Source organism: Zhongshania sp. (genome assembly GCF_047636175.1).
Lineage (GTDB): Bacteria > Pseudomonadota > Gammaproteobacteria > Pseudomonadales > Spongiibacteraceae > Spongiibacter.
The window spans coordinates 52,778-67,264 of sequence record NZ_JBLIKC010000016.1 but is presented as its reverse complement, the minus strand read 5'-3'; the positions used below and the strand labels follow the sequence as shown (position 1 = coordinate 67,264).

The window sequence follows — 14,487 nt, the reverse complement described above, 5'->3', positions numbered from 1 at the left end:
GTATTTAAAAGTTTACGCGGTGTAAATTTTTTGATAGATTCGATCCTATAATTATAAGGTAATTTTCCGTCGACACGGATTAGTACTTTTTCAGATCTTGTCTGGTATAAAAAATGAAGAATAAAAGCTATTGGTTTTGTAGTTCTGCGCTTGCGTGCGCAATATCATCGACGTCTTTATACGCTGCGCAATTAGAGGAGGTTATTGTCACCGCGCAAAAGCGTCAGGAAGACATGCAAACCGTGCCGGTATCGGTCTCTGCCATCACCGCTGACCAACTCCTCGATATTGGCTTTAATGATGTCACCGATATTGCAGCCCAAGTACCATCGCTCATCGTGCTCACTAATATCAGCCCACTGGCTACCACTTTCCGGATTCGTAATATTGGTAATGCCGGCAATATACCTAATTTCGAGCCTGCGACTGGCCTATTTATTGATGGCGCATTTCGATCTCGCTCCGGTATTGGGATTGGCGATTTAGTCGATGTCAGCTCTGTTGAGGTTTTGAAAGGACCCCAAAGTACCCTTCACGGTAAGAACGTGACCGCCGGTGTTATTAGCATTCAGACTCAGGGCCCGACCGAGCAGTTAGAAGCTATGGTTGAAGTGAATCTTGGCAGTGATGACTTACGCCAAGTAAAGTCTTATGTCAGTGGTCCTTTAACCGATTGGCTTACCGGACGTCTGAGTGTCGTTGATACTAGCCGCGGCGAACTTATAGAAAATGCGGCCGGCCCCGATGCAGATGGTCAGAATAGCTATGCTGTCCGAGGCCAGCTCCAAGCAGACTTTTCCGATAAGTTGAGTGCGCGTCTTATTGTCGGGTATTCTGAAAAAGATATGAATACCTTGACCGGCGACGTCTTTTTAAGTGAGGAGAGCCAGCGTATTGTCCGCAACGCTGGCGGTACTGTGAGTATTCCCAATGACCCTTCGGATAGGCTTATCGAATACAGTGACGGCAGCTCTTACGAGGGTGATGCCAACGATATTATTTTAAATCTAAGTTATGTCGGTGACGGCTATACCGTGACTGCTATCAGTAGCTACGATGATTACAATGGGCTTAGTTCTTTAGAGGATGTAGAACAATTTAGCTTGAAAGTCGCCGACTTTTACGACAGACAGCAGGGTAGTTCGTTTTCACAGGAATTTCGCATTGCCTCAGATGGTGGCGAAGATTTTAATTGGCTGGTTGGTGGCTTTTATTTCACTAATGAGTTTATTCGTGGAGATAAATCTCGGCCCGAATTTATTGCCACTGAAGATGTTGAAGCCTACGGTGACGCCATTGTTGATGAGTTGATCGCTGGTGGTGCGCTGCCTATTAACCTACTGCCCTTAGTCATTCCGGCGTTTGGTGTAGAGGGTGATCGCGGGGATTATTATATTACTCAAGATACCGATAATATTGGTCTCTTTACCAAACTAGATTTTGACTTTAATGAGAAGTGGAAGGGCGCGCTAGGGCTTCGCTATTCCTATGAAGACAAGCGCGGCACGGTAGACCAAAGCAATCAACTATCGGCTTTGGGTTGTGTGCCGCCCACCAATTCCAATTTGATTTGTCTGGTGACCCCAGACGGTAATAACTTTGATCAGAGCGATAGCTTTGAAGCGCTTACTGGTTCGGTATCGGCGAGTTACTTTTTGAACAGCGATACCATGCTCTATGGTGCGATATCATCGGGTTTTAAATCGGGCGGATTTAGTTTGCAAAATGGTACAGCCAGTGACGAGCTACGTCCCTTTGATGAAGAGACCGTGATTAATCTGGAACTCGGTGCCAAAACAGAATTCCTCGATCGCCGCGCACGCGTTAACGCCGCTATTTTCCACACAGAGTATAAAGACTTTCAAAATGCGAGCTTTGCAGGCTTGGTGTTTATTATTAATAACGCTGAATTAGTGACGGTAAACGGTATTGAGGTCGATTCGACTATGATTTTGTCGGAGCACACCATGGCCACTGTTAATGTGGCCTATATCGATACTCTGTATGACAAATATACCAGTGGCCAATGCTATTACGGGCGGACGCCAGACAACGATGCAGGGCAGTGCGATCTGAGTGGTGAAGCCTTGCCATCGGCCACAAAGTTTAAAGCCAATATAGCCTTGAATTGGCGTAAGCCGTTTTCTGGTGGCGATCTATATTCCCGCTTAGATTATTTATATTCGAGTTCGGCCAATGCCAGCTCAGCGCTAGACCCTAGATTTGATATGCCGGCGTCTAGTATGACAAATCTGCGTTTTGGTTGGCGTAATGATTCTATTGACTTGGCGCTATGGGGTAGGAATATCACTGATGAAGTCGTTATTAATCAAGTTGCTCCTGCAAACATCCACACCGTGGTGGATTCACGAGTAGGCGCAGCAGAAGGATCTTATCAGGCGTTTACACTGCCGCAGCGAACGTTTGGTATTACCGCTCGCTATACCTATTAAGCTTACGACGAAGATAGGGAATACTGTCTTCGTCGTTTAAGTCCTGTGACTGTTGTTGTCTCACCCGCCAAAATGATAGTAATCCTGCTTTGGTCTACCCCGATATTGCATGCTGTATAGGGGATGTTGAACAAGTCCTTGCTCGTACCTCTGGGTAGATTATTATTTGTTGTAAGGCGCGAATAGACTCTGCATATCCACCTTTGCTTTTAGTTTTATTGCCAATAAAAACAAGCCACCTAATTTTCGATGTAAAAAAATCGCATTTGCCACCGGGGTGTGAACGTACTCTTTCTCTAGCCCTAATTGCATTCCCTGCTGCTGTAATCGCAAAGATAGATCAGAATTAGCAAAGTCGTAAGGCGATTCTTTATACAAAGGTTCGCAGGCTATATACGCTAAGTCGGTGATATTTTGTTGAACTTTTTCAGGCAAATCCGGCCTGATTAGCCCGATATCTAATATAGCTTGGCGGATCTTTGCCTTATCATGATGGCTGCCCCCCTGCATAAGCAGGCGATAATTTTCGGCCATCGCTGATGTATAACTGCGAGTCGCCCCAAAATCCAATAGCACTATCGTTTTGGTATCTTGATTATATTGATAATTGGCAAAGTTAGGATCGGTTTGCACCAGCTGAAAGTCGAATAATTCTTTAAAAAAGAGACGCATCAGATCGCTCATAACCTGATCGCGAGTTTCTTGCGGGGCATTACGCAATTGCTCTATCGGTATGCCATCTACAAAACTCATAGCAAGGATAGTCTCGCTACTAAACTCCTTATTAAATACCGGCATCTCAAAGGCATCATCATGTTCTATAAGAGCGGCATATTGCTCTAAATACCGTCCTTCAAGGGCATAATCTGCTTCATCGTGAAGCTGTTTTTTCGCTTCAGCCAATAAGGGCTTTAGATCTAGACCTTTGGGTAATAAGCCGGTCATTTTTATGAGGGTAGCCACGTTATCGACGTCGCTATTAATGCTTTGCTTAATGCCGGGGTATTGAATTTTAACGGCCAGACGTTCTAAGTTTAGAGTGACGACTTCATGTACTTGTCCGATGGAGGCTGCGGCAATGGGTTGTAGTGGGAATTGGTTGAATTTCTTTTGCCAGTCTTCTCCCCATTGCGATTCTAATAGGCTTATAAGATCTTTTTCGGGCATAGATTTGGCGTCTGAGCGAAGTCTAGCCAGTAGTTCTGTTAATTCGGCAGGCAACATATCGCCGGCATCCATCGATAGCATTTGACCGACTTTCATTGCCGCGCCGCGCATTTTCGCCAGCTTATCTGCTACTTTGATAGCGTTACCCGGTGTCAGCAATAGATCCTTAATTCTAGGTCGATTGCCTTTGGCTATTTCAGTGACACCATTAGCGAACATATTTCCAGCGACTCGCCCGGCTAAAGAACTGAGTTGGCCAAGACGACTCAATCGCCCTTTGGGGATGGACGCGGTATCTGCCTTTTTTGCCATGAATCAATTGCCCTATAACTATAAATAGACTGATACGTTGTTCCGAGTGTTCTAGACTATTTTATCGCGGTCATTTCATGAAGCAGCAGCCATTTATAGCACGGGGGCTGCATGAATAAAAACTTAGCTGATCTGCCGGACGGAGCCGACTCGCGCCCGCCCATGCCTTGGGTTTCCGTGACGCGCCTCTAGATATTTTGATGCGTGCATGACTGGCACATCGTAGACGCCTGACAGTCATTGTTAAATATACCCTCAATATTAATGGATAGCTCAGGGTTATTTTCGGTGTTTAAGTCATATTATTTTTGCTGTGCTCCCAGCTTATAGGTGATTAATGCGGCTAGGGACAGCCAATAATGTGTCCCAGTCTCTTAGCCAGTAGAGGGCAAGGCAGGCTGCTAGCATGGGCCAGGCCGCAAAAAACAGCAGGTTGTCAAAAGCAGCCATGTATTGCTTATAAGACATGAATGTTGAAGCTGCGTGAATGATTAATACGCTGCCGTAAGTCCAGCGACGCCAAAGACCGGCGACGAAAGCGAGTATTAGTAGTAGCTCAAAGACGCCAATTACGGCTGAGAGGTGTTGATTTAACCAATCCACACCGTAAAACGCGCTGAATATTTTTCCGGTATGTTCTGGGTTAACAAATTTGTCCAGAGTCCACATGAACATCACCACAAAAACACCGAGACGCAGCATCAGTAGTGAGCGTGATAAGGGTTTAGATAAGGTATCTGGCATCTCTGCGTGGGTATCAATGGTTTTCCTTCCCTATCTCCTTGCTTAGTATTTAGCATTGAAAAACACGGCAGTTAAATCATTGCCGTCTATCACCGGCTATGAGTACCAGATCTTGTTATTAAAGGCTGATCAGTAGCTGCGTTCAGCGTACTCAATTGATGAATAAGTCCGTCTATACGTCGCCCTTCTGTTTGCTAAATGTTCACTAGAAGGACGCGCTAAGCTTGCTAGGCCACTTTTGTCCATGTGAACTCTTTGAACGGAGCATCTACAGGTGTCTTCGCTAGATGATTCGTGTAGTTCGACATGATTTTCTGCGAGACGCCAAGCACCACCTCCAATATATGACGTTGAGTAAATCCGGCATTTATAAAAGTCTCCACGGTGTCGCTGTCAACATTTCCTCGGTTGCGAACAAGGCTCAGAGTGAACACGCGCAGCGCCTCTAGACGGGGATCGGCTAGCGGTGTTTCGTTGCGTAGCGCTAGCGAGACATCTTCGCTTACCCCCATTGATTTGGCGATGGCGGTATGGGCGGGGACACAGTAGTGGCAGGCATGTTCGACATTTATCGTCTGCCAAACCACGGTGAGTTCATCCTTGTTAAAGCTGGAGTTAACAAAAAGCTCGTGCACTCGCTGGTACGCTTCGAGTAGACCGGGTGCCTCAGCCATGACGGCGTGTAGGCCGGGTATCATGCCAAAGGATTTTTTCGATTGAGCCAATAGTGGTTTGCTGGCTTCGGGGGCGGTGTCTGGGGTATGTAAGGTGAATGTGGTCATAGTACTCTCCAATTCTTTACTCGGCTTCGGGTAAGTTTTATCCCGATTGGCCCAGCATATTATTGTTTAGACCGATCGGTCAATACTTTTATTTTATTGGACGGCTGGGTGCTGAATATCTATGTTGGAGCCTGCTAAAATATATTATTTTATCGTATATAATAAGGCATATTATCCTGGGTAGCCGCTGTTGTTAAGTTTGTATCACCTGATCTAAACATGCTATAAAAGGGCCGTATTGAAATCGGAGTTGACGTTCATGCCGTGGGAAAAAAAGTTTGATGAGAACACTGCCTTAGAAAAGGCCATGCAGGTCTTTTGGAGCAAAGGTTTCGACTCGGCTTCGATGGCTAATCTTATTGCGGAGACCGGGGTCAACCGCGGAAGCCTTTACAATGCCTATGGCGGTAAACGGGCCTTGTTTGTAAAAGCACTGCTTAAATATGACCAGGAAAATCGCAAGGCCACCTTGGCGCAGCTTGAAGCCCTAGATGATCCGCGCAGCGCTATTTATAATTTTTTTGATAATACCGTTGCCAATACTGTGGCTGATACCGAGCGCAAGGGCTGTTTTCTGTTTAATACCGTACTAGACAGCGGCTCTCATGGTGAAGATGTCAATACTATTGTTGCCAATGGCCTTCGGGAAATTGAGGGCTTCTTTCGGCGAACTATTGAAGTGGGGCAGATGCGTGGCGATATTCGTAAAGACATAGATCCGCAGTCAAAGGCCAAGGCCATGCTGGCGCTGGCGCTTTCGATTAGAGTTCTTGGTCGTGGGGCGTATACAGAGACCGCCTTGCGCACCATTGCTGCTGAGGCAAAACAACTTATCGACTAAGCTTGAGTTCGATTATCTCTCCCTTAGTTAAGCTCTCAGTGTCAAACCGTGGTGGTGTTGCCCGCCTTAACGGCGTTGATTTATTGGGTGACAGGCATCAGCTAACCAATCTGAAAAAATGGCGCGATCAAGATCGTAAATTGCCAGCCATTTTGCCGCACCAGAGGCACCAAATACTGTATTAATATCAGACGGGCCCAGGCCCTGTTTCTGGATATGCGAGAGTGCAGACTGACCTGCGCGAATCCTTAGTAAACTTATTACACCCTTACAAACGCATTTTACCCTCGTATATTTGACGTGTTACACCACGCGACATCTAAATAAATAAACACCGCGGTGAGCTATCAACATCCGCACCCTGAATACTGCTTGCCGTAAGCGCGGTAGCTGACGGCTTCGGCCCCAGCTCCGCAAGTTGCTTAATAGTTAAATGTAGAGGATTTAAGCGGGTATGAGTGACTCTGGAATCGTCAGTTCATAGGTTTCACCGGCACCACGGCGCTGGGAACTAAAGTACAGTTTACGGCCGTCTGGCGAAAACGCTGGACCACATATTTCTGAACCTGGATGCTCGCACTGCACCAATACCACACATGTTGCGTTAGGTAGTACCACCATGATGCGCGAATAGGGCTCAGTTGGCGGATCTTCGGCGACGACCACATCACCCCAGGGGCTGACAGTTAAATTGTCGACGTCATTAAAATCGGGCTCTATTTGTTCGTTATCAAAGATAAGCTCGACTAACTGGTTTTCAACATCAAGCGCCCACACTCGATTGTCGCCCTTGCAAGTAAAAAATACCAGACCGCGAGTAGCGACACTGCCAGCGCTGGGGATATGATTCACATTATTTGGCAGGCTGTAATACCAAAGTCCTTCACCACCGTTAAACAAAGTGCCAGGGACAGTTTGATCTGCCTCTGTTAGTTCGCTGCGTACAGTGCTTTGTGGCTCCGCAGGACGGATGACATCGACCCAGGTCACTGCCCGTAACTCGCGGACATCTTCGGTTTTTTCTGGGTAACCACCATTTTCAAAACCAGCAATATTCATCACCTGTAAGCTACCGGTTTCCATAGCCATGCGACCGGTATTCGGGTCTATGTCGTTGCGGTCGGCAAGCCAGCGATAGAAACGACCACTACTATTATCTTCGGTAAGATAAATAATGCCTTTCTCTTGATCTACTGCAATGGCCTCGTGGGCGAACAGTCCCAGCGACGGTTTTGCTATGCCCTGGCTCTCAGCGAAGGGATCGCACTCCCAACACAAGCCAGCGGTGGTTTCTTCACAAGAAACCCAGGTCTGCCAGGGTGTTTTACCACCAGCACAATTCTGGGTGGTGGCGGTCAATATTGGGTAGGCGTCCACCACTTCGGCGTCAGCATTGAATTTGATTGCACTGCAACCACCGCCACCAGGGGCCAAAACTTCAGAGTTTGAGGTGTATATCCAGCCGCCTTCGTCTAATGCATACGTTGCACCGCCATCGGGCGAGGTGTGCCAGTTGAAGCCTAAAGTGTTAATGGACGACCCGCCTGGGGTGATAACCGGCAAGCCCGAACTTGCTACTGCACGCACCGTGAAACCTGCTGGGATTCTAATTTGGGTCAGCGGGTCTAGACTAAGCGCGCCAACATTGGCGAGGGGACCATGAGGAATAAATAATTCGCTTGCCGCGGATGCTGACTCAGGCACCGACACGCTGCGGCTTGATCCACCACAGGCAGCTAGTAGGGGTGCTGCCGCTGTTGCAGTGGACAGATAAAATGCGTTACGCAGTAAATTTCTTCGGCTCAAACGGTGCTCTAGCGAGACAATAGCAGACATTCCAAATCCCTGTTGTGAAGTGAAGAGCACACATGCTGCCTGATTTATATTAACTAATGATGACAGCCGGGGAAGTTGCCTTTGTGAAAACCACGTATTTTATTGCAGCACTGCCAGCGCCTTTTGGCGAGATGCCGGCTTTAATGGCAGTGTCGTTAAAGATCGCTCGCCCCTGCAATTAGTTTTTGATAACTCACCACAAGATGCATCAATGGGAGTCTTGACGGCATTCTTATCTGCGGCTGAAGTTCCAGCCATGGTGAGTGAGTTCGACCGGGCTAGATGAGTACCGAAAGAGTTGAGTCGGTATTTTGGCCCTAGGGCACTTGCAAGTATGGGCTATGTTGAGAAAGATTGGTCGACAGATCCTTGGAGCATCGGCTGTATTACGCCGTTAAGCGAAGGCATCTTGACGTCGGCAGGACCAACATTGCGTGAGCCTGTTGGGAGGATTCACTGGGCTGGAACAGAGAGCGCGGAATTAGGATATGGTTATATGGACGGTGCGGTGCGCTCTGGGGAACGCGCTGCGGCTGAGGTATTGGCTTTGCTAGAAAGATCGTGAGCGTTGATCTTAAAAATATAAATAGGCGTTAATGATTTTTCATTATTTTGATTTTATTGCTCGGAAGGCTGCTTTATATTCCGCGCTTAATCGAGCAAGCCGGCCGAGAAGCTATTGTTAGTAATGGCAAAGATAACATCTTTAGTCTTCCCAAAAAGAAAATGTGAGAACATCAATAAATCTCACCTCTCTTTAAAATCCTTTGCTCTTTAAAAGTCTACCCTCTTATTAAACCCTAATTGCATAATCTGCCTAGCTGACATTTAATTGAAACATAACTGACATATTATATTGGGAGTATGCGTTTAGCCTTTAATGAATAGTCACTAGGATTAGCAAACTGTGTCGAATTTAGACCTTAGCTTGGACGAACAGTCCCAGAAAGATCAATCCCAGGAAGAGCCGGGTAAGTATCTGTTCTTAAAATGGATGCAGTTACTGTTCTTGATATATATTATTCTGCTTGCCGTCAGTGTGATTGGTGACGGATTCAAATTAGCGACTGGCGAGCACGCCACTGCGCTTTTCGAATTTGCCCAGAATCCGCTACTGGGTCTTATCATTGGCATGACGGCTACGGCACTTATTCAATCTTCAAGTACGGTAACCTCGATCATAGTCGCTATGGTCGCGGGTGGTTTGCCGATAGGTATAGCGATCCCCATGGTAATGGGAGCTAATATTGGTACCAGCATCACTAATACGATTGTTAGCCTGGGCCATATTACTAATAAAAACGAATTTCAACGGGCCTTTTCTGCGGCAACCGTCCATGACTTTTTTAATATGCTCTGTGTGTTGATATTTTTACCTCTGGAGATTGCGTTTGGTTTCTTGGAAAAAATCAGCAGTACGGTAATCACCTGGCTCGGAAAAATTCAAACTAGCGGTACCGGCTTTAACCCAGTAAAGGCGATAACAGAACCCTTCGCTGAGCGGCTTGCTTCTTTAGTGAGTCCCTTATCTGAGCTTATGGGTGGTATGATTTTAGCGGTGTCGGGTGTTGGTTTGATTATTTTTGCCATTACATTCATTGGCAAGACCATGAAATCCTTGATGGTTGGCAAGGCCAAAAATGTCCTTCATCACGCCATTGGCAAAGGCCCTGTAACCGGTATTTTTTCAGGCACTATTGTGACGGTAATGGTGCAGTCATCTTCTACCACTACGTCCTTGGTGGTGCCCTTAGTCGGCAATGGTATTTTAAAAACCCGAGATATATACCCCTTCACCCTGGGAGCCAATATTGGCACATGCATAACAGCACTAATTGCTTCGCTGGCGGTCACTGGTGAGTTTGCGCTAGTTGCACTACAAATTGCCCTAGTACATCTTATTTATAATGTGCTCGGCGTTGCGGTGGTCTTTGGGATTAAATTCTTACGTGAAATACCGCTTAAATTTGCAGAGGGATTATCCCAGCGGGTAGCGGAGCAAAAGATTCTCGGTTTCGCTTATATCGCTAGCGTATTTTTTGTAATGCCGATTGTCGCTATCTTTGCTAGCCAATAAGCAATTTAAAATTTGTGTATACGCTTTTATTGCTCGCTGCCACCAGTGTATATAGCTAGCGATTTGCTGTCGCTAGGCTAGATTAAAATTAGTGAGTTAATCAGCTTATTATTTTTAGGCAATAGTGCTTTTTGTCTTGCTGTTGCAGAAGCCTTTCGTACTAACTTTTTCATACCGCATGTCCTAGCCCGGTAAAAAGCAGACAGATTTACGCTCCATTACATTTCCGCGATCCTTCACGAAATACCCGTCGCTTACCCGGGCGAAGTTTTTTGCTGTGCGGCACGGCATACCATAATATCCAAGCTTTCAAATATAAAACCGATTGACGATCGGTTTTGACGGGGGCACTATATAGCTATCTTATGTATATCTAGGCCAAAAGTGACATGCAATTGGGGAGTTTGGAAAAGGCGGTTCTTCAGTATTTTTGGGATACTGACGAAGCAGACGCCAAGCGTGTGCACCGCGAGATAGCGGATGATACTGTGAGGACGTTAAATACGATCCAAAGCACTCTTGACCGCCTGTACAAAAAAAAGCTTTTGTTCCGCAATAAGTCAGGCCATGCCTTTATTTATCGCGCAGCCATGCCCCGAGACGCCTTTCTGGCTCAATTGGTCCGCGAGGTTACTGCGGATTACAGTGACAATGAAGACAGCCTATTGGCTGCCTTTAATTCGCTGTCAGCAGAAATGACCGAAACCCAATTGCAGGCCCTGGAGAAGCTCATTGATCAGCGGCGTGCCAGCGACAAATTGGGAAGGTAGCGATGTTTTTTGGCGCCACTGCAATTGCTCTCAATAGCGCGTTTATCGCTGCATCAGTGTTTTTCTACTGTGTTATTGCCTTATCGTTTGTGGTCCGCGTAAGTGTAGAGTGGCGGGTGAAGCTGTCGGCCGGCGCGCGTCAATGGGTACTGTGGACAGTTGTTCTAATTCCGTGGCTTGTTGCGCTAAGTGTAACTACCATTGTTTTGAAACCGGATTTTGTCGCCGCGATGCCGACATGGTTCAGAGCACTCAGCCACTGGCACCATATTTATGTTTTCAATATTTACAGCTGGCACAGCCTACTGGTACTTCTGTTTGTCGGCATCTCGTTAAATTCGCTAATACGCCATGCCCGCCAATTTTTAAGCCATCGAGCTGCTCTTGATAAGTTGCTTAGTCTTGATGCGTTCGTTAAAGGCGAAAACCTCGGTTCAACAGTAATATACGCCGTCACCGCTGGTTTTTTGCGGCCGAAAGTCTTTATTAGTCCAGCCTTGCAAGCGAAGTTGACGGACACTGAAAACGACATTGTGTCGCGACATGAGTTTGCCCATCAGAAGCGGTTGGATTCCTTACGGAAGCTGTGCTTCTCTTTTCTAACGTCATTTTACCTGCCTTTCATTAGTAATCGTTTACGACGTGAGTTTTCTTTATGCCTTGAGCTGGCCGCTGACGACTATGCTGCTGCCGGTGGATGGGGCGGCAGCAGCGTTGCCAGTACCGTAATAAAATTATGCCGTTTGTCCCGTGATCAACATTATTTCGCTAGCCCTTTACCTTGTCATTTCTACGCGTCTGAAATTGAAGAGCGGGTTCGTTATCAGCTGAGGCCAGAACGAGGCCGTGGGTTTCCTTTATCGTTGTTTACTGTATTGCTTGCGATGCTCTTGGCTTCCTGTCTTTTGAGCGTGGATAGTTATCATCACGCGGTTGAAGCAATTTTTAGTCATTGAGGCTTATTTATGCGTGTTTTTAGTCCGTTTCGAGCACCAAAAAAACCGATTGTGGATCGGTTTTTTTGGTGCAAAGTAATTACCTTATTGCCAATTTTGTTGCTTATACCGATGGTGTCCATAGCGGAGACTTCATTAACACTAAGTGAGGCTATTCAACGAAGCTTTGCTAAACACCCTGAGCTTCGGGCGTTTAATTATCGCCAAGCTGCTGCCGACGGAATGGCTCAGCAGGCCCGAATTGGAAGTCGGCCCAAACTTGGCTTAAGTGTTGAAGATGGCTTCGGCTCCGGTGACTACAGTGGTGCCGACAACCTTCAATCGACGCTCAGCATTAGTTGGGTATTAGAGGGTGAATTGCTGGAACAGCGCGGACGTAGCGCTGATGCGCGCAAGAGACTGATTACCGATGAACAGGCTATAAAGAAGCTTGATGTGGCCGCCGAAACGGCGCGTCAATTTCTGTCGGTAGTCATCTTTCAGCAGCGAAAAGAACTAGCAGCAGACGCCCGAGCACAAGCGGAGTCAGTGGTCAAAGAACTATCCAAACGTATGGACGCAGGAAAATCGCTTTTCGCCGACAAGCTTCGAGCTGAAGCTGAGCTAGCGCGGGCAGATATCGCGCTGGAAGATCTCGATCATGAAATTCGCGGCGCTAAACGGATGTTGGCGACCCAGTGGAGTGCGCGACAACTCGATTTTGATACCGCTTCTGGCTCACTTGCCATTGCCACGGGCAAAGTGAATTATGAAGAGCTGGCGCAGCAGCTAAGCAGCCATCCGCACGTACAGAAATTACTCACCCAAGAGCGCGTCGCGCAATCCGAAATAGCCTTAGCGAAAACTGAAGCACAATCAAGATGGCAGTTTTCAACCGGCGTACGGCGTTTTGAAAACACCGACGACTACGCCTTGGTTGCCGGCTTTACCGTGCCCTTAGGGGGCGAGCAGCGTAATCGCGGACGTATGACCGCTTTAGCGGCTGAGCGTGATGCTTATCGCGCTGATGCTGACGCAGTGCAATTAGTGCTGGAAGCGCGCTTGTATGTTTTGCTTCAAGAGTTTCAGCACGCGCAGCATGTGGTTGGCGCATTGCGTGAGCAAATTATTCCAACGCTTGAACAAGCCCAGAAAGAAGCCCGAAACGCTTACCAGCTGGGCCGGTACAGCTATCAGGATTGGCGTGGGGTGCAGCAGGAATTACTCGCGACACGCAGTCATTTACTGGATAGCCAGTTTAAAGCACAGCTCACACGCGTCGAAATTGAACGTCTAACCGGTTTGCCTCTGCTGGCTAACAATGAGGTAAATTTATGAGTATTTCAGTAAAACTATCGTTAATTGCCAGCGTTATTGTCGCTACGTTAATGGGCCTAAGCATTATCGCTCTGGCCTCAGGTACAGAGGCGCAGGAAGTTGAGCCTGAAAAAGGTCCACATCGGGGCCGTATGTTGCGCCAAGACGATTTCGCGATTGAATTGGCCATCTTCGAGGCTGGTGTACCGCCAGAGTTTCGGGTGTGGGCAACGCAAGATGGCAAGATCTTGCCGCCAGAGAGTGTCGAAGTAAGCGTTACTTTGAGCCGTCTTGGTGACGGCGAAGATCAGATCAAGTTTAGACCGCAAGAAGATTTTTTGCGCGGTGATATGGAAATAGTTGAGCCACATTCTTTTATGGTTAGCGTCAACGCGTCTTACGTTAATAAAAGCTATAAATGGCAATACGATAATTTCGAAGGGCGAACGCGAATTCATGCCGATGTTGCTAACGCCATGGGCATCTTTACAGGCACTGCGAGTTCGCAAGTGCTCACTGAACGTCTGTCGCTTTTCGGTAGGCTGCTTGCCGATACCAATGCCTTGGTTCATCTGAGCGCGCGTTTTGACGGTGTAGTAAAAGGCATTCACGTTAGTTTGGGGCAGCAAGTGAAAGCGGGCACCGCACTTATTAGTATCGAGAGTAATGAAAGCCTTAAATCCTATGTGTTGCGCGCCGAGATTGCTGGTGAGATTGCGGCATTACCGATCAATATCGGCGAAGCGACTGATGGCCGCACGCTGGTGAGCATTCTTGATCGTTCTCGGCCTTTGGCTTTACTGAAAGCCTTCCCCGAAGATCGCCGTCGTATCGCTTTAAACAATAGTGTGCTGCTAGTAAACGAAGCGCTTGAAACAGCTGGAAAAGGTGCAGTGCAGTGGGTTTCACCGCTGCTTAATGGGGATCAATCTGCCGATATACGCGTCAGTATCGACGCCGACAATCTTGAGGTGCCCGTGGGGAGCTTTGTTCGTGGAGATGTTGAAGTGGCCCGCTATGAAGTCCCGCTCGCGGTAAAACGCAAAGCACTGCAAAGCTTCCGGGATTTTACTGTGGTCTACGCGAAAGTGGGCGATCAATACGAAGTGCGTATGCTTGAACTCGGCCGTGAGGCTGGAGAATGGGTAGAAGTCTTAGGTGGCTTGGAACCGGGAACCGAATACGTTACCGATAACAGTTACATCATCAAGGCCGATATCGAAAAATCCGGCGCTTCACACGACCACTAAAGG

Annotated in this window: 12 protein-coding genes; 8 read left to right on the top strand and 4 right to left on the bottom strand. The window is 47.3% G+C overall.

Annotation, left to right across the window (positions count from 1 at the left end; translation table 11 throughout):
* The first annotated feature begins 113 nt into the window (after positions 1 to 113).
* Entirely contained in the window at positions 114 to 2,453 is a 2,340-nt protein-coding gene (locus tag ACI955_RS10975; RefSeq protein ID WP_415243776.1) for a TonB-dependent receptor, read from the top strand.
* A 162-nt stretch (positions 2,454 to 2,615) separates the two neighbouring features.
* Here ACI955_RS10975 and ACI955_RS10970 read toward each other — a convergent pair whose 3' ends face one another.
* From ACI955_RS10970 to ACI955_RS10960, 3 genes are all read right to left on the bottom strand, one after another.
* Positions 2,616 to 3,932 carry an ABC1 kinase family protein gene (locus ACI955_RS10970; RefSeq protein WP_415243775.1) on the bottom strand — a complete coding sequence of 439 codons (1,317 nt, stop codon included), beginning with the start codon at positions 3,930 to 3,932 and terminating at the stop codon, positions 2,616 to 2,618.
* Positions 3,933 to 4,256: 324 nt separating this feature from the next.
* Positions 4,257 to 4,676, bottom strand: coding sequence for a hypothetical protein (locus tag ACI955_RS10965; protein ID WP_415243774.1), 420 nt, complete (start codon positions 4,674 to 4,676; stop codon positions 4,257 to 4,259).
* A 227-nt stretch (positions 4,677 to 4,903) separates the two neighbouring features.
* Positions 4,904 to 5,458: a carboxymuconolactone decarboxylase family protein gene (locus ACI955_RS10960; protein ID WP_415243773.1), complete on the bottom strand. Its 555-nt coding sequence runs from the start codon at positions 5,456 to 5,458 to the stop codon at positions 4,904 to 4,906.
* A gap of 259 nt (positions 5,459 to 5,717) precedes the next feature.
* Between ACI955_RS10960 and ACI955_RS10955 the strand changes: the two genes are divergently transcribed.
* Complete coding sequence (locus ACI955_RS10955) at positions 5,718 to 6,299, top strand: TetR/AcrR family transcriptional regulator (RefSeq protein WP_415243772.1); 582 nt, start codon at positions 5,718 to 5,720, stop codon at positions 6,297 to 6,299.
* Between the two features lie 444 nt (positions 6,300 to 6,743).
* Here the strand turns inward: ACI955_RS10955 and ACI955_RS10950 are convergent, their stop codons facing one another.
* A complete protein-coding gene (locus ACI955_RS10950) occupies positions 6,744 to 8,135 on the bottom strand; it encodes an alkaline phosphatase PhoX (RefSeq protein WP_415243771.1) in 1,392 nt (463 codons plus the stop codon).
* Between the two features lie 298 nt (positions 8,136 to 8,433).
* On the opposite strand from ACI955_RS10950, the gene ACI955_RS10945 reads away from it, so the two are divergent.
* The 6 genes from ACI955_RS10945 to ACI955_RS10920 all read left to right on the top strand — a co-directional run bounded on the left by ACI955_RS10945 (position 8,434) and on the right by ACI955_RS10920 (position 14,484).
* Complete coding sequence (locus ACI955_RS10945) at positions 8,434 to 8,700, top strand: FAD-dependent oxidoreductase (RefSeq protein ID WP_415243770.1); 267 nt, start codon at positions 8,434 to 8,436, stop codon at positions 8,698 to 8,700.
* Between the two features lie 342 nt (positions 8,701 to 9,042).
* The gene (locus ACI955_RS10940; protein WP_415243769.1) at positions 9,043 to 10,212 is read left to right on the top strand and encodes a Na/Pi symporter; all 1,170 of its coding nucleotides are present in this window, start codon (positions 9,043 to 9,045) and stop codon (positions 10,210 to 10,212) included.
* Positions 10,213 to 10,601: 389 nt separating this feature from the next.
* Positions 10,602 to 10,982, top strand: a complete 381-nt coding sequence (locus ACI955_RS10935) for a BlaI/MecI/CopY family transcriptional regulator (protein WP_415243768.1) — start codon at positions 10,602 to 10,604, stop codon at positions 10,980 to 10,982.
* A gap of 2 nt (positions 10,983 to 10,984) precedes the next feature.
* Positions 10,985 to 11,938, top strand: a complete 954-nt coding sequence (locus ACI955_RS10930) for a hypothetical protein (protein WP_415243767.1) — start codon at positions 10,985 to 10,987, stop codon at positions 11,936 to 11,938.
* 9 nt (positions 11,939 to 11,947) lie between these two features.
* Positions 11,948 to 13,255, top strand: coding sequence for a TolC family protein (locus ACI955_RS10925; RefSeq protein ID WP_415243766.1), 1,308 nt, complete (start codon positions 11,948 to 11,950; stop codon positions 13,253 to 13,255).
* Positions 13,252 to 14,484, top strand: coding sequence for an efflux RND transporter periplasmic adaptor subunit (locus tag ACI955_RS10920; protein WP_415243765.1), 1,233 nt, complete (start codon positions 13,252 to 13,254; stop codon positions 14,482 to 14,484). Before ACI955_RS10925 ends, ACI955_RS10920 begins: the two co-directional genes overlap by 4 nt.
* The last annotated feature ends 3 nt before the right edge of the window (positions 14,485 to 14,487 follow it).

What these genes read in the sequence shown, in the direction of transcription:
- ACI955_RS10975 (WP_415243776.1), top strand. Translation starts at nt 114, where the DNA reads ATGAAGAATAAAAGCTATTGGTTTTGTAGTTCTGCGCTTGCGTGCGCA.
- ACI955_RS10970 (WP_415243775.1), bottom strand. Translation starts at nt 3,932, where the DNA reads ATGGCAAAAAAGGCAGATACCGCGTCCATCCCCAAAGGGCGATTGAGT.
- ACI955_RS10965 (WP_415243774.1), bottom strand. Translation starts at nt 4,676, where the DNA reads ATGCCAGATACCTTATCTAAACCCTTATCACGCTCACTACTGATGCTG.
- ACI955_RS10960 (WP_415243773.1), bottom strand. Translation starts at nt 5,458, where the DNA reads ATGACCACATTCACCTTACATACCCCAGACACCGCCCCCGAAGCCAGC.
- ACI955_RS10955 (WP_415243772.1), top strand. Translation starts at nt 5,718, where the DNA reads ATGCCGTGGGAAAAAAAGTTTGATGAGAACACTGCCTTAGAAAAGGCC.
- ACI955_RS10950 (WP_415243771.1), bottom strand. Translation starts at nt 8,135, where the DNA reads ATGTCTGCTATTGTCTCGCTAGAGCACCGTTTGAGCCGAAGAAATTTA.
- ACI955_RS10935 (WP_415243768.1), top strand. Translation starts at nt 10,602, where the DNA reads ATGCAATTGGGGAGTTTGGAAAAGGCGGTTCTTCAGTATTTTTGGGAT.
- ACI955_RS10930 (WP_415243767.1), top strand. Translation starts at nt 10,985, where the DNA reads ATGTTTTTTGGCGCCACTGCAATTGCTCTCAATAGCGCGTTTATCGCT.
- ACI955_RS10925 (WP_415243766.1), top strand. Translation starts at nt 11,948, where the DNA reads ATGCGTGTTTTTAGTCCGTTTCGAGCACCAAAAAAACCGATTGTGGAT.
- ACI955_RS10920 (WP_415243765.1), top strand. Translation starts at nt 13,252, where the DNA reads ATGAGTATTTCAGTAAAACTATCGTTAATTGCCAGCGTTATTGTCGCT.